We start from the raw sequence: 23,781 nt of genomic DNA, 5'->3' as shown, positions 1-23,781 counted from the left end.
TGCTAACGGTCCAGGTCGAAAGCCATGTTTGTTAAGCGCAGCTGGATGGCACGCATCCCGGCCAGGGGTTATTTGCCCGGAAGCTGGAACTTGCCCCCTGAGAACTTGGAACCGCGAAGATCCAACTCTTTGATCTCCCCGGCCAAGGGGGAGGCTACTTTGAGCCAATCCGCCTGCACCTCGAACTGCGAGGTATCGCCCACCTTCTCGCCGGTCTTGGAATTCTCGACCGCGGCAAGCTTTACCGTTTCAGGCTGGCCCGGCTTCATCAGGGTCACCTCAAAGCTGGGTATCGGCAACCGGAGGTAGGATTCCGCGTGCGCATCGAGAATGTAAGCGATCAGCTTCCCCGCCTCGAGATCCCGCACAAACTCCACGTTAAAGGCGTGCTGGCCGAGTTCCACCAACGTTCCGCCATGAGGTGCCGCGTGGCTATGCTCCGATCCAGCCCCATGACTCGAGTGATCGTGTGAAGAGTGGGAGTCACCGCAACCAGCCAGAAACCAAGCTGAGATTCCTACCAGTAAGAGAGCGAGCATTTTCATAGAGAGTTCGAGGAACGTAGAGGAACCGGAGCCGTGAGTCCAGAGGCGACGATCATGAGGCAGGCGTCAGGTTCTGAGCGACATCGGTGCGGTAGGCCTTAAACGCCGGCACTACTCCAGCCAACGCCCCAAGTCCCAACATCGCCAGCGGCGCCCACAACATGACCGCGGCCGGCTCAAATGGGTTGAGAACGACGCCCGTCTGCGCGCGAATGAGGTTGGCCACTCCTGACATGAGCACGGCATAGACCACCGCCCCTAGCAGGATGCCGATTGCGGCGATCGCCGTCGCCTCCAGAATGATGATGGCGAACACGGTGAAGCGCCGCGCCCCCAAGGCGCGCAAAATCGCGATCTCCCGACGACGCTCGTTCATCGAGTTGTAGATGCTGGCCAGAACGGAGGCGGCCGCGACCAATGCCACCAGGTAGGAGACCAGGGCAAGCACTCGCTCAAACCAGGCAATCTTGTCGAACAGCTGAACCAGTATGGTGCTGATCGGCCAGGCGAACGTCAGCCGGTTCCCCTGCTTGTTGTAGAGCATCTCAAGCTGCTTCCCCGCCATGGGTGTTTTGAGCCTCACGAGCACGGCGCTGATCTCAGTGGCCGACTTGGCATCGTGACCGCTCATCATTTGAATCCCGGCCAAGGGGATCCAGATCACCCGATCGGCAGGTGTGTTGGAAGGCTCGAGCAAGCCCACCACCACATAGGTCTCCGCATGCCGATCGTTTTCGTTAAAAATGAGGCCGTGGTAGGGATGAAACGTGTCCCCCACCTTGAGCCTCAGCTGCTGGGCCACGAAGCTACCCACCACCGCTTCCCGCCGCTGGCTGTCGAAGAATCGTCCTCCAGGTTGAACCCGATAAGGCTTTCCTTCTCGATACTCACCCTTCTCGAACAGCTCCGAGGTGGTGCCGACCAGTCGATAGCCGTGGTAATTGTCGCCCACCGCCAGCGGAATGGCGAGTTGCACCCGCTCATCCTTACGCAGGTCCTCATAGTCGCTCCAGGGGAGATTTCCCGGCGAGGCTTCCAGGTGGAAGATGGAGTTGAGCACCAGCTGAAGCGAAGATCCTCGTGCTCCCAGCACCCCATGGAACCCGGCAGTGACTCCGGTAAACGTGGATTGAGACTGATCCTTGACCACCCAAACGGAGATCCACAGGCCGGTCGCCAGGGCGATCGAACAGGCCGTGATGGACGTGGAGAGCAGATGCTGCCGGAGGCTCTTGAGAACAATTCGAAGAATGGTCATTGTCCAGCCCCTTTCATGGCGGCGTTCAGGGCATGGAAGTCCTGGACCTGGTCAAACTGCCCCAGCACGCCGGGATCATGACTTACCAGCAGCAACGCCGCCCCGTTCTCGCGACAGACTTCACGAATCAACACCAAGGCCTCCCTGGATCGGGTGCTGTCCAGGTTCCCGGTGGGCTCATCGGCGAGGACCAGCTTAGGCTGCCCGGCCAAGGCGCGCGCCACCGCCACCCGCTGTTGCTGTCCCGTGGAGAGCTGGCGCGGGCGGTAGTGGAGTCGATCCCCCAGGCCCACGCGTTTCAGAAGTCCCTCGGCTTTCACCGGATCCTCCCCTACCCCAAAAGACATCCCGAGCAGGACGTTTTCCAAGGCGGTATGGCTCTGGAGCAGGTTAAAGGTCTGAAAAATATAACCAATGGAGCGTGCGCGGAGACGGTCGCGTCCCGGCTCGCTGAGGGCCGACATCTCTTCATCGGCCACGACAATACGCCCTTGGTCCGGCTTGAGAATCCCGGCGATGAGGTTTAGGAAGGTGGTCTTCCCCGAGCCGCTTTCCCCCCTCAACGCCAACTGAGCCCGCTCCTCCAGCTGGAAATGGGCGACCTGCACCACCCGATTGGTCGAGCCGTCGGGGGCCAGAAAGTCCTTCACCAGTTGTGAAATCGTCAGCAATGCCATGTCATCAAAGCATTTGGTTTCCAGTCATGAACGACAGGATCGACGCTGAAGATCCAGGAATTATTTAGGGTATTGTTAGTACTACCTGGCACCCAGCTCCTGCAGCTGCGCGCGGAGCACTCCTTGAAGATAGGGGCTGCGTTCAATCACCCGGCTCACCTCTGGTGACATGAGGTCCAGGGTCAGCCGATGCGGCACGCGGGGCTTCAAATAGTCGATGGGCGGGATGGTCGAATAATAGTTCTCCATAATGGCCAGGTAAGTGGGCAGCCCTGGCACCAGGTAGGACTCTCGGCTAGGATCTAGATCACGGCCTTTGTACCAATCGCCGATCTCTCTGACACCGATCATTCCTGAGGGGATTTTCGAGCGAAGGAAGGCAATGTAGCCATAGTCCATGTTCGGCTGGTCGTCCGTGAGCGGGGCGGCGCCACGACTAAAGGCAGACAGGCGCTCCGGGGAGGCCACGAAAGTGCCAAGCAGCTCAGTCATGGTCCCCAGAAACACCTCATCCAAATCCGCCCGCACCTCGGGATGCCGCGACAAGGCATTCTCAAGCTGGGACAACTCCACGGTGTTCGTTTCCGCCGCACGGCCCATCAAAATGAAGTTATCGGCATGCCCATGGAGCAGGACGGCGTTGGGAAACACCTCAACAAAAGCGCCAATGGCGGAGCGGAGCGCGGGCTCCGTCAGCTGCAGCGCCGGCAACCAGGTGGTGAGAAAACCGCCCGACTTGAGCCGGGAGCGCACCAGGTCATAGAACTCGCGAGTGTAAAGGCTAGCGACTCCCGAATGTGCCAGAGGGGGAGGCTCCAAGGTTACCAGGTCGTACGAGCCCGGCGGCTGCATTTGAAGGTGATGACGTCCATCGTTGATAAAGACCCTCACGCGCGGATCTCTGAGCACTTGGCGATTCCACTCGGCGAAGTAACCGGCGTGTTCGATCACGTGCCGCGACAGGTCCACCACCTCCAACCGACTCACCGACGGGTAGAGCGAAGCGGCATGCAGTGTGTTGCCGACGCCAAAACAAATCACCAGTGCATCCTTCGGCTCGGCCATCTGAAGCAGCGGCAGATGGCTGAACATCCTCATGTAGCGCACCGATCCCAGCGCAGTGCCCGACATGGAATGCCCGTTGGTCAGCAGATAGCGATCCTTGGTGATGGGATGCTCATCAACGGCGATGGACTCGTTCAGGTCTTCCGACAGCGCCAAAAACCCTTCCTTCCGCCGCGGAGGATCGAACACTTTGAGAAGCAAGTATTGAGGCGAAAGGCTGTTCCAATAGCCAAGCAACAACACCAGGGCCGCCGCTGCCGCCAGACCGGCGGGACGGGAACCCGCCCAACCTCGCCTACCCATGACGATCAGACTCAAGGCAACTCCCAAGAGCGGGAATGCAAGCAAGAGCACGGTTGCCTGCATTCCGAACTCTGGAAGGAGGAAGAACCCCACGCCCACCGCTCCGAGCAGGGCGCCCAAACAATTGACCATGTAGGCGATGCTCGTCAGGCGGTTTTCATGGGCTCGATCGAAGTTCAAAATCTCGATAGCAGGCGGCACCGTAAATCCGGCCCAAAACGAGGCGACGCCAGCCACGGGCAAAACCGTCCTGAGAACGAAGAGAACATCGGTCAACCAGCTCAAGTGATACCGCTCGAGAGTCTGGTGCAAACCGGCGAAAGAGCCCGTAGCCAACAGGGCGCGATCGAACCAAATCAGTCCCATCATGGAGCTGGCGACGAGGAGGACCGAGCCGAGCCCACAGAACACCCAGGGCATCCGCCACCGACGCACCGACCACCCACCCGCTATCGATCCCAGCCACATTCCTCCCAGGATGACCCCCAACAGGATCGAAAACACCCCACGAGTTCCGCCCAAGGCCGTGGTCAGGAACCGTGCCCAGACCACCTGAAGGCCCATCGCCACAAATCCTGAAATGGCCACCACGACGCACACAAACAGGAATTCAGGCTGATGCCGGCGAGCCAGCACCCGCAACGGGGTGCCTGAGCCGTCCGCCTCCGCCCCAGACAAAGGCACGGTGGCGTACCGCGCGAACCCCCAAGCAACCAACCCAACGAGAATATTCACAGCAATCGCGCACAACTGCGTGCCGCGGCTTCCCAGCTGTGGAACGAGCCACAGGTCGACCAATAAACAGCCCGCCATGGCGCCCGCGGTGTTGCTGCCATATAGAAGCCCAAACCCCCAACCGTTGGAAACATAGCTCTCCCGGGTGATCCGGAGCAGCAGGGGAAACGTTGCCCCCATCAGCAACGTGGCGGGCAAGATCAGAACCGCTAGCACGCCGAGCTGTGCGAGAACCGATCCTTGGGTCAGCACCCACAGCCCCGAGTCATCAAGCTCGTAGGACGCGGTGCGAGCAGGCAAGGCCGCCAGCAAGGATTTCTGTGCCACCCAGGTTGCCAAGGCAACGAGCCCAATCAGCCCCTCGCAGGCCGCATAAAGTCTCCACAATCGGCCGGCATCGGCCGCCCGACGAAGGACCCCAGCCCTCCCGGCAAAAAAACTGCCCAACCCTAACCCTCCAACGAACAAGCCGGTCACCAATGCGACCGACATCGAGGTGTTCCCCAGAGATCGTCCGAACTCGCGCACCCAGACGGTTTCATAGATCAACGCGGCCGCCCCGGAGGCAAAAAATAGAAGCAACGGCACCCGGAGTGCCGGTAGTCGGGATAGGTTCATAGGAGTCACCAGGAAAACTCGCCAAAATGGCTACACAGTCACTTTTTGGACATTTAATGACATAATTCGGACACTACATCTAAACATTTTGAACGCAAGGGCTTGTTTCTACACTTTTCTGGGGCGGCCTCGATTTACGGTGACATTCACCCGTTAGCGGGTCTAGCCAGGTGGCCTAAAAGCAGCTATGATTAGAGTGTGCGGCCGATGCTGAATCGCTATGAAGCCAGACGGTAAATCAACCGTAGAGTGGACTCTGCAGGAGCTCCTGGTGCGTTTGAATGAAGTCGCTCCAGAAGAATGGGTTTGCCATGTGCACTCGCGCTCCGATGACCAAGGAGAGCGCTTTCTGGAGTCCAACCTTTCAGCCCTTTTCAGACATCATGAGACCCTGTGGAAGGTGAGCCTTGTCAGAGAACGATACGACTCTGAGCAACCTTGGGGCACCGTCGATCTGATTCGGGAAGAGTATTGGCTTCGCCTTCAAAGGCTGGAGCCTCGGGGGTTGGAACAGGCCGTCCTGAGCGGGGTTCCTGCCCGACGGGTTTTCCAAGTGGTGCATGACCGATGCCGCCCCTACCTGGTAGACGAGGCAGTCACCCTGGAACTGTGCCTGGAGGAACCAGATGCTGAAGCCAACGCCTCCCTGGAAACCGCGGCGGAAAGCCCTACCCTGGACCACCTGTTAGCCGCGTTGGGCACCTTGGCACCCTCCGACTGGAGCATCCGATTCCTCCAGCGTGGGGGAACGATCGACTTCTGCCAGAAGCTCATGACCGCGGAAACCGATCGCCTTCAAGTCACTCTGGGGGAAAACTTCATTCCAGCGGTGGATGTCGCGACGGAGGCAGCGGCGTCGATTCCCCATTTCGAACTGGAGCTACGTCAGGCGAATGGCACTCGAATTCCGCACCGGCTCACGCAATCGGAGATCGAGGAGCTCTACTCCAACTCCAAACGGCAGATCAACCGAGCCTTGAAGCACTAGGCACCGGACCTTCGTTAAAAACCTGGCACACCGCGAGGGCCTCATGCATAAAGCGGCAGCATGAGCCTTTGCATCGACCTTTCCGACCAGGTGGTTCTGATCACCGGCGCATCCCAGGGCATTGGCGCCCAACTGGCTAGGACCTTCCATCTTGCGGGCGCGACCGTCCTGATCAACCATCCGAATCTCCAAACAAGCGCCCAGGCGGCCAGCCTGGCGGCAGAGCTCAATCAAGTGAGGGCCGAAAGCGCCTTCGTTCTGACGGCCGATGTCTCCCAGCCGGAGGAGGTGGCGCAGATGATGCAACAGGCGAAAGACCGCTTTGGGGGGATCCACGCGCTCATCAACAACGCCGGCATCCTGCGCGACCGAACGATTGCCAAAATGTCGCTGGAGGACTGGCGCTGCGTCATCGATGTCAACCTCTCGGGAGTATTCCACTGCTGCAAGTTCGGACTGGAGATCATGCACAACGGGGGCTCGATCGTTGGTTTGGCCAGCATCGCCGGAATCCTGGGCTCTTTCGGGCAAGCCAACTACGCGGCTGCCAAGTCAGGAGTCCAGGCCCTGATGCGCGTCATCAGCCGCGAAGCGGCGCGCCGATCCATTCGGGCCAATGCGATCGCCCCAGGAGTCATCGACACCGCCATGACCGCCACGATTCCCGAGCCGATCCGTCTCGAGATGCTCAAACAGATTCCGCTCGGTCGCCTGGGAACAACGGAAGAGGTGGCACAGGTGGCTGTGTTTCTGTGCTCTCCCTGGGCTAGCTATGTCACCGGACAGACCCTGGAAGTGAACGGCGGATGGCGAGGCTGAGGGACCCTGCGGGGGACGCTCAGACCCTTCCACCACGCTCCGGAGATCATGGCATTGCCTCCAATGCCACGCGCAGCTAGGCTGAGGAGGATGAACCGATTTGCGACTCTGCTAGCCCACCATCAACTTTCGCTCCAACGGGGGCGGGTGGAAACGCTGCAGATCAATGTCGGAAAGAAATGCAATCAGGCCTGCCGACACTGCCATGTGGACGCTGCCCCTTGGCGGACCGAAATGATGGAGGCAGCCACCGCCCGCCGGATTGAGGACTGGATCCGCCAGAATCGCCCCGCCATAGTGGACATCACCGGCGGCGCTCCGGAGCTGAGTGAGCACTTTCGTAGTTTGGTCGAGGTCAGCCGAGATGCGGGCTGCCGGGTCTTGGATCGGAACAACCTGACGATTCTAGAGGAGCCCGGGTTTGAATGGCTTCCGGAGTTCCTGGCGTCCTGTCACGTCGAGGTGGTGGCGTCACTCCCTTGCTACCTGGAGAAGAATGTGAACCAGCAGCGCGGCAATGGAGCGTTCGCCAAAAGCATCGCGGGGCTTCGAAAACTGAACCAGGTAGGCTACGGGATGACCCACTCGCTCACGTTAGTGTTCAACCCCCTGGGACCCACGCTGCCTCCGCCCCAGGCCGAACTGGAGGAGGACTATCGGCAGGCGCTGTGGGACAACTACGCCATTCGGTTCACCCAGCTCATTGCGCTGACTAACCAACCGATCGCCCGGTTTGCTGAGGACCTTCGTCAACAAGAACAGCTGGGGTGCTATCTGGACCTGCTGGCCACTCACTTTAATCCGGACACCCTGCCCAGATTGATGTGCCGGAACACCCTGAGCGTGGACTTTCAGGGGCGTCTCTACGATTGTGATTTCAATCAGATGCTCGGCATCTCCCTCGGGGCCAAACCGGATCGCTATTTGTGGGATGTTACCCCCGAGGAATTGGATGGAGGTTCGATTCGGACCGGGGATCATTGCGTCGCCTGCACTGCCGGTTGTGGGAGCAGCTGTCAGGGTGCACTCCAGGAGGTCCGGTCCGAGGCGGGATCGGCGGTCGTGGGTCACTTGCCGAAATTGGTCCCACACCCCTCGGCTAAAGACCCGGCCTAAATGTGCTTTACAGCACAAGGTTGCTCCCCCTACAGTTTCCGCTTTATTACTTTAAGAGTTATCAGCGGATTTATGGAAAAGACTAAATTGATCTCGAATTTCCAATTGCACGATAAAGATACCGGATCGGCCGATGTCCAGATTGCCATCCTGACCGAGCGGATCAACAGCCTCACGGAGCACCTTCAGAAGAACAAGAAGGATCATGGTTCCCGCCGCGGTTTGCTCATGATGGTCGGTCAACGTCGGCGCTTGTTGGATTATCTCCATCAAACGGATACCGGACGCTATCAAGCCATTACGAAGAAGCTCAAGCTACGTAAGTGATTTCGAGAGGAGGCGTGACCTCCACTGTTGGATCTCCTTTGAGATCTGAAAGCAGGTGGTTGAAACGTGGCGAGCAGCTCGAACGTTCAACCCAGAGCGAGGGTCGGTCAGGTCACGTTTCGAAGTCCTTGTATCCTTCTTTCCGTAAGTCAGATGAATTGAATGGAGGCTAATCGGTATTAGCCTCACCCGGCGGGAAACCGGAGGCGCGCCGGCCTACCCGCAGGGATGTTTCTAAAATCCCAACGCGTCTTGCTTATCGGCGAGGGTAATTTCACTGAGGGCCCCCATCCAGGGCATTCAGTGAAGTTCCTCTAAGCCGGTGGGCGCCAATACAAATGAGCTACACTATTACTGCCCCTGTAGGAGACAAAACCATTAAGATCGAAACCGGGAAACTCGCCAAACAGGCCGACGGCTCGGTCACTGTGCAACTCGGCGAGACCATTGTGGTGGTCGCTGCGGTGGCCGCGACCAAGGCCAAGCCCGGTCAGGAATTCTTCCCCCTCACGGTCGATTACCGCGAGAAGGCCGCCGCTGCCGGAAAGTTCCCTGGAGGCTATTTTAAACGCGAAGGTCGTCCGACGGAGAAGGAAATCTTGACCTGCCGTTTGACCGATCGCCCCATCCGCCCGCTTTTCCCAAAGGGTTGGTTCAATGAAGTCCAGGTCCAGAGCATCCTCCTGAGCGCTGACGGAGAAAACGACCCTGATATCCTGAGTGTGATCGGAGCTTCCGCTGCACTCACGGTCAGCGACATTCCCTGGGACGGACCTTTGGGTGCCGTCCGCATCGGGCGCGTCGATGGTAAGTTCGTGGCCAATCCCACTCACGCGGAACTCGCTCAAAGCGACCTCGACCTGGTCTACGTTGGAAACAGCACGGACATCGTCATGTTCGAAGGGGCGGCCAAGGAAATCAGCGAAGCCGATTTCAGTGCCGCTCTTCAATTCGCCCAAGAGGCCTGCGCCCCGATGATCGCGGCACAGAAGGATATGGCGGCCAAGGCTGGCAAGCCCAAGCGGAAGATCGAGATCACGGTGGTGCCCGACGAGATTCTGAACGACGCGAAAGCGCTGGCGGGAGATCGCATGGTGGCGGCACTCCTCACCCCTGGAAAGCTGGCTCGCGAAGCGGCGTGCAAAGCTGTCGCGGACTCGGTCGGCGTCAAATTGGTCGAGAAATACACTGCCGAAAAGGTCACCGACATGGTGATCAAAGAGACTTTCTACCATCTGCAGAAGGAAGCGGTCCGCGGACTGATTCTCGAGCAGAAGAAGCGGCTCGATGGCCGCAGCTTCACTCAGGTGCGACCCATCGGTGGTGAAGTGGGACTTCTTCCCCGCGCTCATGGTTCGGCCCTATTCTATCGTGGAGAGACCCAGGCAGTCACGTTGGCCACACTCGGCACCACCGAAGACGCTCAGGAGTTCGATTCCTACACGGGCGGAGGCAATCAGAAGAAGTTCATCCTTCACTACAACTTCCCCAACTTCTCCGTAGGTGAAACCGGCCGCATCAGCGGCCCGGGCCGACGCGAAATCGGGCACGGTGCGCTCGCCGAACGTTCCATCGAGCCCATGCTCCCGCTGTCCACCTATCCGTACGCCATCCGTATCACCAGCGAGATCATGGAGTCGAACGGCTCCACCTCCATGGCGAGCGTTTGCGGCGGAACCTTGGCGTTGATGGATGCAGGCGTCCCGATGATTCGCCCCGTGGCGGGCATCAGCGTAGGCATCTGCACAGAGTCGGATGAAAACTACCGCATCCAACGCTACGAACTGCTCACCGACATCATCGGCTGGGAGGACGCATTCTGCGACATGGATTGCAAGATCGCCGGAACCGAAAAGGGTATCACCGGGTTCCAGCTGGATCTCAAGCTGCGCGGTCTGCCGCATAAGATCATGGCCGAAGCCCTCGAGCAGGCGCGGGTCGCGCGGATCGACATCCTGCAGAAGATGAGCCTGATCATCGCCGCCCCGCGCGCTGAGCTCAGCAAATACGCGCCGCGGATCGAAACCATGAAGATCAACCCCGAGAAGATCGGAGCTTTGATCGGACCCGGTGGAAAGAATATCAAGCGCATCGTCGATGAGTCGGGTTGCGAAATTAACATCGAGGACGATGGAACGGTGAACGTCTACTCCACCTCGGCCGAAGGCATGAAGATTGCCCGGGACGCCATCATGGGGATGACCGCGGAGGCAGAAATCAACAAGATCTACCGAGGCAAGGTCGTCACCATCAAGGAATTCGGTTGCTTCGTCGAGTTCCTGCCGGGCAAGGACGGCCTGTGCCATATTAGCGAACTCGCCAACTTCCGGGTTAAGCAGACCGAAGACATCGTCAAGATGGGCGATGAAATCTGGGTCAAGTGCCTGGGAGTCGACGAGAAAGGCCGTGTCCGGTTATCGCGCAAAGCCGCCATGGCTGACCGCGAGAAGGAATTAGCCGACAAGGCCTAGTTCTAGAGTTTCGATCCCCCCCAAGGCGTGCCGCACGGCGGCACGCCTTTTATTGTGTCCAAAAGGCATGATGGAACTCCGAACCGCACGGTTCGCAGAGATCAGCCGGGGGTGCTGGCACCCCCGGAATCGTTAAAAATACAGAGCATCGCGCAGCGATGCCACCGGCCCTTCAACCTAAACAGGAGAATGAACGGCCCGCTAAAACACACGCGGGTGGCACGATCTGAGTGACGAGTGGTAGTGAGTGATGAGTTGCCGGGTCCGGGGACTGGTGTCCGCAACTTGTCACTCGTCACTCGTCACTCCCCTCGTTTCCGGTTTGCCTCTCCGCCATTTCTGTGCGATAAGACGTTTCAGTCGGAAGGAAGCCTATGAACGCGAACACATCGACTGAAGCAGACTCCACCCTGTCCGATGCCCAACGTACGGCTTTGATCAGTCTGCTGGCCGATGACGACGCTCGAGTTCACCAAGAGGTACGCCGCAAGCTGATGAGCTACGGACCCGTGGTGGTCGACTGGCTGAAGCCTTACTCACTGGACAACGACCCTGCCCTACGACGTCGCACGCGGGAGATCGTGACGCATTTCAAGCGGTTGCAGGCGGACGTGCAGTTTTTGGATTTTTGTTCCAACCAAGGCGAGGACTTGGATCTGGAGATGGGCGTGGGATTGCTGGCTCGCACCAAGGATCCTGAGGTGCATCTGGGTGCACTCAACGCACAACTGGACCAGTTCGGAGCAGAGCTCAGAGCGCGCCTCCAAGCGGCGGTATCCCCGCAACAAAAACTCCTGGCCATCAATCACTTTCTCTTCATCGATCAGGGTTTCCATGGAAATCCCCAATATGAAACCAACGTTGAAAACTGCTATTTCAACCGGATCATGGAGCGGAAAACTGGCAACCCGATCGGGCTGTGCGCACTGTACCTGTTTGTCTGCCGACGCCTAGGACTTCCAGTTACAGGCATCGGACTGCCCGGTCACTTCATCTGCCGGTTTCAATCTCCTATTCTGGAGCTCTACATCGATTGTTTTCATCACGGCCGCTTCCTGATGAAGGCAGACTGCATTCAACACCTGCACGCCACCAACCACGGACTTCACGAAGGCTATCTGGCACCTGTCAGTACCCGCAGAATCCTGATGCGCATGTGTGCCAACCTACAGCAGACCTACCTCCAGGCGGAGCAAACCGAGGAAGCCGCCCGAGTGAAGCGTTACTTGATCGCCCTCGCGAGCTAGTGCGGTAGCGGCTTACCCTTGCCTGGTCTGGTTTGATGGTTTGATACGGGTAGGGGTTTTGCAAGAACGCGGGAGGTGTGATAGACTAGTCCTTATGTCCCATCGGATCCGTGCCGCCAGAGTGCTAGGGGCGTTGTTGCTAGGTCTGCTGGTGCCCAGGGCATCCGGCAATGCGGTGTTGGACTGGAATGCCGTCATGATGGCGGCCATCCGAATCGACAACACCGGACCCACTCTGTCGACACGGAACCTGGCCATCCTTCATCTGGCCATTTATGATGCCGTGAACTCGATCACGCGGGATCACCAACCTTACCGATTCCAACCGACTGCCCCCACCCTGATCTCCCTCGAAGCCGCCGTGGCCGCTGCCGGTTACCAGGTGATTCAATCGCTCTACCCAAGCGTTCAGGCGGAGGCGGATGATACCTTCGATACATGGCTCGCGTCGGTAGCCCTCGATAGCTCTCTGACCAACGGGCTGCAATTGGGTACCCTCATCGCCCAACGTATGCTGGCCGAGCGGTCAGACGACGGAGCCTCGACAGACGTACCCTACATCCCAAGCGATGCGCCCGGCCAATGGCGTCGGACGCCCCCCTTCTTCCGTCCCCCGCTTACCCCTCAATGGCGCTACGTCCGCCCGTTTACCCTCTCCGATCTCAGCTCCTTTGTTCCGCCTCCGCCTCCTGCGATGGACAGTGTCGAATACGCCCGAGCACTGAACGAAGTGCGGTCCCTCGGAAGCAAAACCAGCACGAAGCGCACCGCCGAACAATCAGAAATCGCAGTGTTCTGGTCAGATTTCTCCTACACGGCCATGCCCCCGGGCCACTGGCACGAGATCGCGGCCAGCATCGCGCGCTCCCGAGGCACTGACCTCGCGTCCACCGCGCGCCTGATGGCGCTACTCAGCCTGGCTCAAGCCGACGCTGCGATCGTGTGCTGGGAGGCCAAGTATCGCTACAACCTATGGCGTCCTGTCACCGCGATTCAGCGAGCCGATGAGGACAACAACCCCGAAACCGTTCCCGAGCCGGGCTGGGATCACTATTTGGCGTCGCCACCGTTTCCCGCCTACACGAGCGGTCATAGCACCTTCAGTAAGGCCAGCGCCGCGGTGCTCGCCTGGTTCTACGGAACCGATGAGATTTCCTTCACCGCCACGTCGGACTCCCTGCCGGGCAAGCTCAGGCATTTTACCAGCTTGTCCGCGTGTGCCGATGAGGTGGGGATGAGCCGGATCTACGGCGGCATTCACTTCCCGTTTGACAACGTGGCGGGAAAGGAAACCGGGCAGAAAGTGGCCGAACACGTGGTTGAGAACTACCTATTGTCGGATCGGGTCCTGCCCTTCGTGAGTATTCTGAGCTACACTGAGGGCGAGGTGGAGCTACGCGTGCACGGCCGTTCACAATCCTCCTTGATCATCGAAACGTCCACCGATCTCCAGGACTGGCAACCCACGGTCACCAACCGGTTCACCACCGGCGGGATCGTAAACCGGCTCCCCGGAGGCTCTTCCCCTCGGCGCTACTTCCGCGCCCGCGAAGGGAACGAGGTGGCAACTCCCCTGCTCCAAGCCGAGTTGGGCCACTGAACCTAGCCACCCGTCACCGACGACTAACGCTCGAAACAGTTGACATCGAGGCTCAGAACTGACACTCCATTCCTGGCCAGCGCACCAGGCCGAGCTTTTCACCGAACTGGTCCAGGATGTGTCAGGCCTTGTAAACCACCGAAACCAGGCAGCAAAAGGACAGAACATGAAGAAAATTATTACTATGATCGCGGCGGTTGCCGTGGGATCTCTTATCAGCACCTCCGCCAGTGCCGCAGAAAAGACGCTCAAGGGCGAGGGCCTGTGCGCGAAATGCGAACTGAAGGAAACCGCCAAGTGCCAGAACGCCGTTCGCGTCGAAGAGGATGGGAAAAAGGTTGTCTATTACCTCGAGGACAACGACATCAGCAAGGCCTTCCACAAGAAGGTCTGCAGCTCTACCACCAAGGTGGTGGCCAAAGGCAAGGTCTCCGAGAAGGACGGCAAGAAGTGGATCGAGGTGTCCAAGATCGACGAAGTTAAGTAAGGACCTCCCGCGGTCTGCACGACCGCCCGGTTCAATTCAACAATTGAAAACCCGCAGCTCGCGCTGCGGGTTTTTTCGTTCCTCTCCGAGGGTTTCCGCTGAGGACGGTCAGCGCCGACGGCGTCGCGACCGCGATTGGCCTCCAGAGCCCGACGGGCGATCGTTCGGACCTCCCGGACGTCGCTTGGATCCCGGCGGGCGGTTGCCGGAAGACTGCGGACGGCCACCCGAACTCGGCGGACGGCTGCTCGATACCTGAAGACGAGCGCCTCCGCCGGGAGGGCGACTGCCCGACGCCTGAAGCCGGGGGGGGGCGGACTGGTTACGGTTTCCGCTTCCGGACGGCCGATTGCCAACGTCCGGTGGTCGGGTTCCCGACGTTTGAAGCCGCCCCCCGGTCCCTGGTGCGCGATGGCTGGACACCTGTAAACGGTTGGGAGGCGAACTCGGACGCGGATGGGTCTCTGAGGACCGGTTAGTGGAACGTTGCGGACGGTTCCCGGGCTCCTGAGGCCAATTCCCAGGCCGCTGAGGCCGGCGCTGGCTACCTTGATGCCTTTGCACTTGAGGCGGTCTTGCTTTGGACGGGGTGAGACCACCCGCCTTCGCCGGAGGCACACACTCGAAATCCACCTGCTTCTTGAAAACATCCACCTTGTGAATCTGCACCGGGATTCGATCGCCCAACTGGATGATCTGCCGGGTTCGACGACCTACGAGATGACCTCGGGAAGCATCGAACACAAAGAAGTCCGTACCCAAGGTGGACAAATGCACCAATCCGCTGAGCCCGAGTTCCGGAACATCTACGAAGAACCCGAAATTCCGAACATCCGTCACCAGGCCTGCGTAGGCGACCCGCTTGCCGGTCTTCAATTGCTCACGCAGATAAGCGTAGAGCTTCACTTCTTTGCTGTCCCGCTCCGCATCCGCCGAGTTTCGCTCCTTCAAGGAGATGTGCTCGGCGGCGGATTTCATCTCGGCCATGGACAGGAGCTTGGTATCGAACAGAGCCCGGTGAACCAGAAGATCGGCGTAGCGCCGGATCGGCGAGGTAAAGTGGGTATAGTCGGTCTTGTGAAGCCCGTAGTGGCCAAGAGGCTGAACGTCATAGCGAGCTCTCATCAGCGAACGCAGGAAGCCGATCTTCAGCGCTGGACCCACTGGAATCGTCTTGAGCTTCGCCAGCAACTTCTGGACCTCGGTGCGCTTCGCGAGCGGGCCGCATGGAACCCGATGCGAGATGACGTCCTGGCGATAATCCTCCAGCCGCCGCTCCTTGGGCGCCTCGTGCACCCGGTAGACAGCCGGCCGGTGGAGGGTGCGCAGTCGAGCTGCCACCGCCTCATTCGCCAAGAGCATGAATTCTTCAATCAGCTGATGTGACACATCATTCTCGACACGCTCAATCCGGGACACCTTGCCCCGCTCGTCGAGTCGGATCTTCATCTCCGGAAAGTCCAAGTCCAATGAACCCGCCTTGAAGCGGGAACGCCGGATTGACTGCGCCAGCTGATTTGCCTGATGAAGCAAGCGATCCAATGGATCGACAGGCGGAACCTGCAGTCGGGCGAACACCTCCTGATAGGTGTATCGGCGCACCGACCTAATCACCGCCGGATAGAACTTCGTTCGAATGACTCGTCCATCCGGTTCCAGCAAAAACTCCGCACACTTCGTGAGCCGGTCCACATGGGGCTTGAGGGAGCACAGCTCATTGCTCAACACCTCGGGCAACATCGGGATCACTCGATCGACCAGGTAGGTCGAGTTCCCGCGCAGGCGAGCCTCTCGGTCGAGCAGGCTGCCGGGGGTCACGTAATGGCTAACGTCTGCAATGTGGACCCACAGCCGCCATTGGCCGTCCGGTCCCTCCTGCAGGGCGATGGCATCGTCGAAATCCTTGGCGTCATCGGGATCAATGGTGATGACACTATGCGATCGGCAATCCACCCGTCCCTCGAGATCCTGCGGGCTCGCATCAGCCAAAGACCGCTGGCTCAAAATCGCGTCCGCATCCTGAAGAACAGGACGTGGAAAATGGAGTGGCAACTCGTAGTTGCGTAGAATCGACAACATGTCCACCCCCTCCTCGTCAGGCGCTCCCAGCACCTCGATAATCTCCCCCTCCGGATTGCTATGTCGAGATTCCCAGCGCAGCAACTCCACCACTACTTTGTCGCCCGGGTAGGCCGGACGTCCGACATCGCGCGGCGGTGGAACATAGACATCGTGCGGCAGACGCGGGTCATCCGGAATGACGTAGAGGAATTCCTTGGTGCGCTGCAGCGTTCCCACGATCTGCTTCTTGCGACGCTCCAGAATCCGAATGACGCTCCCCGTTTGAGGTTCTTTGGCTCCACCAGCACGTGCCTGAGCCACCACCTCGCGGCGCACCAGCACCCGATCCCCGTGCATGGCCGTCGAGGTCTGACTTTCGGGGATAACAATCTCTTCCGCACCCGCTTCGTCAGGTTGCAGAAAGCCTTTGCCCTGACGGTTTATCTGAATGGTCCCCGGGATCAGATCCGCCTCGCGCGACATGATATATCGTTGCGCACGGGTGCGGACGATCACTCCTGATTGCTCCAATCGATGGAGCGTTTCCTCGAGCGCTTCGAGCTGCTTTCGATTTAACCCCAAGGGTTTGAGCAGTTCCGCAGCACTGCTCGGTGTGTAGTCCTTCCGTCCCAACCATTTCAGCAATTTGTCGTCCATAAGTTACCAACCAGCCACCACCCTATCGGGTCTGAACGTTCGGTGCGAGGGGTTTTCGCGGAGTGTATTCAACGACCACCCCAGGAGAAAGCTTGGCAACCGCCCCCATTTCGCCTAAACAAAACCAGATACCACCATTACCAATTTTGGCTCTAACCAGAATGACACTTCGAGTCCTCACGTTTGCAGGCTGGCTGCTCGCCACGTTACTGCCATTGGTCCATGGAACCGCGGCGGAGTCAGCCACCACCAACAAGCCCGTTAGCTATTACAAGGATATCCGGCCAATCCTGCAGGCCAACTGCCAGGGGTGTCACCAGCCCGCGAAACCAAAGGGCGGTTACGTCCTCACCGACTACGACCGCCTGATCCAGCCGGGTGACAGCAAGGACAAGCCCATCGTCTCGGGTCAGCCGGAGGCCAGCCTCTTCGTCAAACAAATCACCCCCGCCAAGGGCGAGGCCGAGATGCCCAAGGGAAAGCCCCCTCTCCATGCGTTGGAGATCGAGATGATCCGCTCCTGGATCGCCCAGGGAGCCACGGACGATACCCCGGCCAATGCGCGTCAAAAATACGATGGGGAGCATCCCCCGCTCTATACCCGAAGCCCTTTGGTTACCGCCCTGGACTACTCCCCGGACGGCACGCTCCTCGCGGTCGCCGGATTCCATGAAGTGCTGCTGCACCGCGCCGATGGATCCGGCGTCACAGCTCGCCTGGTCGGTCTCTCGGATCGCATCCAATCGCTCCGTTTCTCTCCAGACGGCAAACAACTGGCGGTCGGTGGCGGCCAACCGGGACGCCTGGGGGAAGTTCAAATCTGGGACATCGAGAAACGTCGGCTTCTGGTATCGGCCCCGGTGGGCTACGACACACTCTATGGGGTGAACTGGTCCCCCGACGGCAAACTGGTCTCATTCGGCTGCCCGGACAAAACGGTCCGCGCCATCGAGGCCGCGACTGGCAAACAGGTGCTGCAACAGGGATCGCACAATGATTGGGTCCTGGATACCGTATTCTCCACCAATGGCAGTCATGTGATTTCAGTGGGTCGCGATATGTCGGCCAAGCTGACCGAGGTCGCAACCCAGCGCTTCGTCGACAACATTACGTCCATTACTCCGGGCGCCCTCCGAGGAGGCGTCCAAAGCGTCGCCCGACACCCGCATCGCGACGAGATCCTCATCGGAGGGGCGGACGGAGTGCCTCAGATCTATCGGGTCTTCCGCAAAACCAGCCGGCGTATCGGGGACAACGCCAACCTGATCCGTCGCTTTCCAGCCATGGAGGGGCGTCTCTTCAGCGTGGACTACAGCCCGGATGGCAACCGGGTGGTGGCCGGTGCCAGCCTGGATGGCCATGGAGCCGTACAAATCTACAACGCCGCCTTCGACTCCAGCCTGCCGGCAAACCTGGCTCAGATCCATGAAAAGGAAGTCGCGGGTCAATCCGCAGAGGAACGAGCGGCCATCGAGAAATACGTAACAGCGGATGTCAAGGTGCTCGCCAAGATTTCCTTTCCCAGTGTCGCGATCTACGCGGCACGGTTTAGTCCGGACGGCAAAGTGATCGCCGTTTCCGGAAGCGACGGCCAGGTTCGACTTCTGGACTCGTCGTCCGCCAAGATCCTCAAGACCTTTCCGGCGGTAGCCCAACTGGAGACGGCCACAAAAGACGCGGCAATTGAGGTTTCGCTGCCAGCGGGCCGAAAGCCAGAAGACCCGAAGGAAACGCTGTCGCCCGGCGCCCAGGTCGTTTCATTGATGCTGCAGCCCTCCGAGGTAAGTCTCCGCACGCGAAACGATCATATTCAGTTCCTAGTGACCGCCAAGCTGGCCTCGGGCGACGAGGCGGATGTCACGCGCCAGTGCCAGTTTGAGGTGGACGAAGGTTTGGCAACCATCAGCCACTCCGGTCGCTTGACGGGTCTCAAGCCAGGCAGCGGCACGGTCAAAGTCTCGCTGCAGGGAAAGAGCACCACCGCCAAGCTGGATCTGAACCAGTTCAAACCCGACTTCGAGGCTGACTTTATTCAGGACGTCAATCCCATCCTGTCCAAGCTCGGATGCAACGCCGGAACCTGCCACGGTGCCAAGGACGGCAAGAATGGCTTCAAGTTATCGCTGCGCGGCTACGACCCGCTTTACGATGTCCGCTCCTTCGCCGACGACCATGCGGGACGACGGGTAGCAGTCGCCTCTCCCGACGACAGCCTCCTCTTGCTCAAATCGACGGGTGCGGTGCCCCATGAAGGTGGACAACGCACCACCACTGACACGGAATACTATGCGGTCCTGCGCAAATGGATCGCGTCCGGCGCTGCGCTAAACCCATCGTCACCCCGGGTGGCCAAGATCGAACTCTTCCCCAAAAACCCGGTCGTGCAGGAGATCGGTGGTCGTCAGCAAATGCGCATCCTGGCCACTTATACCGACGGCCGGACTCGGGATGTCAGTTCCGAAGCCTTCGTGGAAAGCGGCAACGTGGATGTGGTCGCAACAAGCTCCGATGGCATCGTCACCACGCTCCGCCGTGGAGAAGCGCCCGTCCTGGCTCGCTATGAGGGTGCGTACGCCGCGACGACCGTGACGGTCATGGGAGACCGAAGCGGATTTGTCTGGAAGGATCAGCCCGCCAACAACCGCATCGATGAGTTCGTCGCGGCCAAATGGAAACGGATGAAGATTCTGCCCAGCGAATTGGCCACCGATGCTGAATTTATCCGGCGGGTCTACCTGGATTTGACCGGCCTGCCTCCCACCTCGGATCAGGTGCGACGGTTCTTGAACGACCGGGGAGACAGCCGTACCAAACGGGATGAGATAATTGACCAACTGCTCGGCAGTCCTGACTACGTGGACCACTGGGCCAACAAATGGGCGGATCTGCTGCAGGTCAACCGGAAGTTCTTGGGAGAGGAAGGAGCGGTTCTGTTTCGGGAGTGGATCCGGGGGGAGATCCAAGCCAACACACCCTATGATGAGTTCGCGCGAAAAATCCTGACTGCCTCCGGCTCCAATCGCGAAAACCCGCCGGCCTCCTACTACAAGGTGCTCCGCACCCCAGCTGAGACGATGGAGAACACCACGCACCTCTTCCTGGCCACTCGATTCAACTGCAACAAGTGCCACGATCATCCGTTCGAGCGTTGGACGCAGGATCAGTATTACCAGATGTCCGCCTTCTTCTCTCAAGTGGATTTGCAAAAGGATCCAGCCAGCGGAGACCGGAGGATCGGGGGATCGGCGGTCGAAGGCTCGAAACCCCTGTTCGAAAAAATCATGGATAAGGCGGAGGGCGAGATGATCCACGAGCGCACCGGTCGGGTAGCGCCGCCGGATTTTCCGTTTACCGCCAAGTTCAGTAGCTCGACCAACGAAACGCGGCGACAGCACCTCGCGGCCTGGATGACCTCCTCCGACAACCGTTACTTCGCCCTCAGCTATGTGAATCGGCTGTGGGGATACCTGTTGGGGGTCGGCCTGATTGATCCGCTCGATGATATTCGCGCGGGGAACCCGCCCTCCAACCCTGAGCTTTTGGAGTACCTGACCCAGGAATTTGTGAGTAGCGGCTTCAACACTCGCCGGATCCTCCGACTGATTTGCCAATCCCGCACCTACCAACTTACGGTGGCCAGCCACCGCTGGAACGCGGACGACAAAATCAACTTCAGCCATGCCACGCCACGCCGCCTTCCCGCCGAGGTGCTTATGGACACGGTGTATCGCGTCACCGGGTCCACCTTGAATTTTCCAGGCGTCAAGCTCGGAACCCGAGCGGCCCAACTCGTGGATTCCGGAGTAGATGTTCCTAGCGGCTTCCTCGCCAACCTGGGCCGGCCGGCCCGCGAAAGCGCTTGCGAATGCGAACGCAGCAACGACATTCGTCTCGGATCGGTAATGTCCCTGTTGAGCGGTCCGGCGGTATCGGGCGCGGTGAACGATCCACGAAACGAACTCGCCAAACTCGTCGCCAAGGAAAAAGACGATCGCGCCGTCGTCCGGGAGGTGTTCCTGCGCGTGCTTAACCGGCCGGCGACCGAAAAGGAAATCGACTCCTCCCTCCAAGCCATGGAATCCATGGACTCAGAGCACGCCCAGCTCACCAACGAGCTGGCCAAGGCGGAGTATGAATGGGCACAGACCCGCACGCTCAGGGAAAAAGAACGCGCAGCCGAGATCGCCAAAGCCGAAGGCGCCATCACCGCTCACCTCCTGGCTCAGGCCCCGAAGATCGCGCAGCTGACACGGGAACGCGAGGAGCGCATCGCGGAGGCGCAGCGGATCCTGGGCGACTTCCAACCGCTGCTCCCGGCACGGCTCGCAGACTGGGAGAACCGCCTCACCGATGACCACCTTAAAACCCGGTGGTATCCCATCGATGCCCGCGAGCTGAAAGGCAGCGGATCAGTGAGGCTCGAGAAACTGCCCGACGGCAGTATCCGGGCTTCCAGCGCCAATGGGGAGATGCCCGACTATGCTATCACGGCGGATGTCGCCCTGGCCGGCATTACCGGAGTGAAACTCGAGGTCTTGCCGGATGATGGACTCCCGAACTTCGGACCGGGGTATAAGAATGGCAACTTCCTCCTGAGCGAGCTGGTGATCGAGTCGGCTTCGAAAACTAATGCCGCCAAGTTGATGCGCCAGAAGATCACGGACGGGAAAGCCGACCTGGTTCAGAAGGAACTGGACCTAAAGCACACGTTCGATGGCAAAGTGGAGCAAGGACGCAAGGAAGGCTGGGCAATCGGGGAATCGGAGACAGGCCAGCGCCATTGGGCGACCTTCGCGCTGGAGCAGCCCGTGGGAACTGCGGAAGGCACTACACTCAAGATCACCCTCCAGCACCGCTATCAGCCTGGAAACGACATCGGTCGCTTCCGACTCTGGGTGACGACGAGCGCTGCAGCTGCCGCCGAGGGGCTACCTGCGGACGTCTCCGACATCGCGCAAGTATCCAACATCTTGCGAACACCACCACAAGCCGCTCGGATGCTGGACTTCTATCGAGGACTGGACACCGAGCTGAAGAAGCGCGAGCAGGCTCTCGTCACAGCCAGCAAGCCCGTGCCCGAGGACGAGAAGATCAAAGAGCTCAAGTCGGCCCTGACCAAGGCTTCCCGCCCCATCCAAACCGACCCGGCCTTGGTCCAGCTCCGTCAGGATGTCGAAGTGAGCTCGAAACAGATTGCCAACAAGCGTCTCACCGGAGCCCAGGACTTGACCTGGGCGCTGCTGAATACCCCATCCTTTTTGTTTAACCGCTGAACTGCCTCGAACGCCGACCGAACCTTTCAACATCACATCAACCTATGCTGCGCATCCCTGGCGAATTCTGCACGGACCTCTGCGATCAAAATCTGAAGCTCAGCCGTCGCGACCTGCTGCGCGTGGGCGGCTCCAGCATTCTGGGCATGTCCCTTGGCTCCCTGCTGCAGCTGGGAGCGAGGGCCAACGAGTTGGGAGCGAAAGGTGGGGCCGGGTGGGGAAAAGCGAAAAGCGTCATCATGGTTTATCTCCAGGGTGGCCCAAGCCATCTCGACCTGTGGGATCCCAAGGAGAATGTGCCAGACAAGATCAAAAGCCCGTTTGGGAACATCTCAACCAAGATCCCGGGAGTGCAATTCACTGAGGTGCTCCCGCAGCTGGCCAAAGTGAACGACAAGTTCACAATGATTAGATCCATGAGCTACACGCCCAATGGGTTATTCAACCACACCGCGGCGATCTACCAAATCATGACCGGATACACCACCGACAAGGTGAGTCCCTCCGGCCAGCTCGAACCTCCGAACGCCAAAGATTTCCCCAACTTCGGATCAAATATCATCCGACTAAAGCCTCCCACCGAACCGATGCTGCCCTTCGTGATGCTCCCCCGCCCCCTTCAGGAGAGCAATGTGGTTGGCAAAGGCGGGGCCGCCGGGTTCCTCGGCAAAGGATTCGATCCCTACACGCTCTTTCCAGAGGGCGATGACATGAACATGTCCAAGATGGACAACATCAAGACCGACGATCTCAAGTTACCCTCCGAGGTGTTCTCCCTGCGTTTGCAACGACGCGCCCGGCTTCGAGAATCACTCAACGACGCCATGCCGGAGATCGAAAAGGCCGTAGAAAGCTATAACCTCAACGAGTACTACGAGCGGGCTCTGAACCTCATTATCTCTGGCCGAGCACGCAAAGCATTTGATTTGGGGCAGGAAACCGCAGCGATGCGGGATCGGTACGGTCGCAACACCTTTGGACAGAGCTGTCTCCTGGCGCGCCGGTTGGTCGAAGCCGGCACTCGGGTGGTCGAGGTAGTGTGGCCCAAGATCGCCAACTCGGACAACCACAGCTGGGATGTGCATGTGGGGTTGACCGACCGAATGAAGAACCAGTCCGGGCCGATGCTGGATCAGGGGTTGTCCGCGTTATTCGAGGACCTCGACCAGCGAGGCATGTTGAGCGACACCCTGGTGGTGGCCATCGGCGAGTTCGGACGTAGTCCAGAGAAGGGCTTAAGCACCTCGGGCAACAGCAACAGTGCGGATGGTCGGGATCACTGGCCCTATTGCTACACCTCGGTGATCGGGGGAGCTGGGATCAAGCGCGGATATGTGCATGGGCAGTCGGACAAGACCGCATCCAGTCCGGCCGAAGATCCCGTGCATCCCAGCGAAGTCCTCGCTACCATTTACCACGCGGTGGGAATCGACCCCGAAACCATCGTCTACAACCATCTCAACCAGCCTCGTGAGTTGGTGAAAGCCAAAGCGCTGACGAAGTTGTTTACCTAGGCTCAAGCGCGGGGCTAGAC

General features: G+C 59.4%; 15 protein-coding genes. 10 read left to right on the top strand and 5 right to left on the bottom strand.

From position 1 onward, the window contains the following. Nucleotides 1-68: 68 nt before the first annotated feature. From JNN07_05920 to JNN07_05905, 4 genes are all read right to left on the bottom strand, one after another. Nucleotides 69-539, bottom strand: a complete 471-nt coding sequence (locus JNN07_05920) for a hypothetical protein (protein MBL9167258.1) — start codon at nucleotides 537-539, stop codon at nucleotides 69-71. A 58-nt stretch (nucleotides 540-597) separates the two neighbouring features. Further along, nucleotides 598-1,803, bottom strand: coding sequence for an ABC transporter permease (locus JNN07_05915; protein ID MBL9167257.1), 1,206 nt, complete (start codon nucleotides 1,801-1,803; stop codon nucleotides 598-600). Next, on the bottom strand, nucleotides 1,800-2,480 hold the full coding sequence (locus JNN07_05910; protein MBL9167256.1) for an ABC transporter ATP-binding protein: 681 nt from the start codon (nucleotides 2,478-2,480) through the stop codon (nucleotides 1,800-1,802). The genes JNN07_05915 and JNN07_05910 overlap by 4 nt, the downstream gene beginning before the upstream one ends. 81 nt (nucleotides 2,481-2,561) lie before the next feature. Beyond that, the gene (locus JNN07_05905; protein ID MBL9167255.1) at nucleotides 2,562-5,201 is read right to left on the bottom strand and encodes a hypothetical protein; all 2,640 of its coding nucleotides are present in this window, start codon (nucleotides 5,199-5,201) and stop codon (nucleotides 2,562-2,564) included. Between the two features lie 220 nt (nucleotides 5,202-5,421). Between JNN07_05905 and JNN07_05900 the strand changes: the two genes are divergently transcribed. The 8 genes from JNN07_05900 (at nucleotide 5,422) to JNN07_05865 (ending at nucleotide 14,256) form a co-directional block, all read left to right on the top strand. Further along, nucleotides 5,422-6,189 carry a hypothetical protein gene (locus JNN07_05900; GenBank protein MBL9167254.1) on the top strand — a complete coding sequence of 256 codons (768 nt, stop codon included), beginning with the start codon at nucleotides 5,422-5,424 and terminating at the stop codon, nucleotides 6,187-6,189. Nucleotides 6,190-6,249: 60 nt separating this feature from the next. After that, a complete protein-coding gene (locus tag JNN07_05895; protein MBL9167253.1) occupies nucleotides 6,250-7,008 on the top strand; it encodes an SDR family oxidoreductase in 759 nt (252 codons plus the stop codon). 90 nt (nucleotides 7,009-7,098) lie between these two features. After that, complete coding sequence (gene arsS, locus JNN07_05890) at nucleotides 7,099-8,124, top strand: arsenosugar biosynthesis radical SAM protein ArsS (GenBank protein MBL9167252.1); 1,026 nt, start codon at nucleotides 7,099-7,101, stop codon at nucleotides 8,122-8,124. Between the two features lie 72 nt (nucleotides 8,125-8,196). Beyond that, nucleotides 8,197-8,451 (top strand): 30S ribosomal protein S15, encoded by a 255-nt coding sequence (gene rpsO / locus JNN07_05885; GenBank protein ID MBL9167251.1) that lies wholly within the window; start codon nucleotides 8,197-8,199, stop codon nucleotides 8,449-8,451. A gap of 338 nt (nucleotides 8,452-8,789) precedes the next feature. Beyond that, entirely contained in the window at nucleotides 8,790-10,922 is a 2,133-nt protein-coding gene (gene pnp / locus JNN07_05880; GenBank protein ID MBL9167250.1) for a polyribonucleotide nucleotidyltransferase, read from the top strand. Between the two features lie 374 nt (nucleotides 10,923-11,296). Further along, on the top strand, nucleotides 11,297-12,169 hold the full coding sequence (locus JNN07_05875; protein ID MBL9167249.1) for a transglutaminase family protein: 873 nt from the start codon (nucleotides 11,297-11,299) through the stop codon (nucleotides 12,167-12,169). Between the two features lie 94 nt (nucleotides 12,170-12,263). Then, the gene (locus JNN07_05870; protein MBL9167248.1) at nucleotides 12,264-13,769 is read left to right on the top strand and encodes a phosphatase PAP2 family protein; all 1,506 of its coding nucleotides are present in this window, start codon (nucleotides 12,264-12,266) and stop codon (nucleotides 13,767-13,769) included. A gap of 166 nt (nucleotides 13,770-13,935) precedes the next feature. Further along, on the top strand, nucleotides 13,936-14,256 hold the full coding sequence (locus JNN07_05865; protein MBL9167247.1) for a hypothetical protein: 321 nt from the start codon (nucleotides 13,936-13,938) through the stop codon (nucleotides 14,254-14,256). A gap of 108 nt (nucleotides 14,257-14,364) precedes the next feature. On the opposite strand, the gene rnr is transcribed toward JNN07_05865, so the two are convergent. Then, nucleotides 14,365-16,974, bottom strand: coding sequence for a ribonuclease R (gene rnr / locus JNN07_05860; GenBank protein ID MBL9167246.1), 2,610 nt, complete (start codon nucleotides 16,972-16,974; stop codon nucleotides 14,365-14,367). A gap of 161 nt (nucleotides 16,975-17,135) precedes the next feature. Here rnr and JNN07_05855 point away from each other — a divergent pair, with 161 nt between their 5' ends. After that, the gene (locus tag JNN07_05855) at nucleotides 17,136-22,247 is read left to right on the top strand and encodes a DUF1549 domain-containing protein (protein ID MBL9167245.1); all 5,112 of its coding nucleotides are present in this window, start codon (nucleotides 17,136-17,138) and stop codon (nucleotides 22,245-22,247) included. 44 nt (nucleotides 22,248-22,291) lie between these two features. Further along, nucleotides 22,292-23,761 carry a DUF1501 domain-containing protein gene (locus tag JNN07_05850; GenBank protein ID MBL9167244.1) on the top strand — a complete coding sequence of 490 codons (1,470 nt, stop codon included), beginning with the start codon at nucleotides 22,292-22,294 and terminating at the stop codon, nucleotides 23,759-23,761. Nucleotides 23,762-23,781 lie beyond the last annotated feature (20 nt).

This window comes from Verrucomicrobiales bacterium, assembly GCA_016793885.1.
Lineage (GTDB): Bacteria > Verrucomicrobiota > Verrucomicrobiia > Limisphaerales > UBA11320 > UBA11320.
The sequence above is the reverse complement of the archived record's forward strand: the minus strand, read 5'-3'. Positions and strand labels throughout refer to the sequence as shown.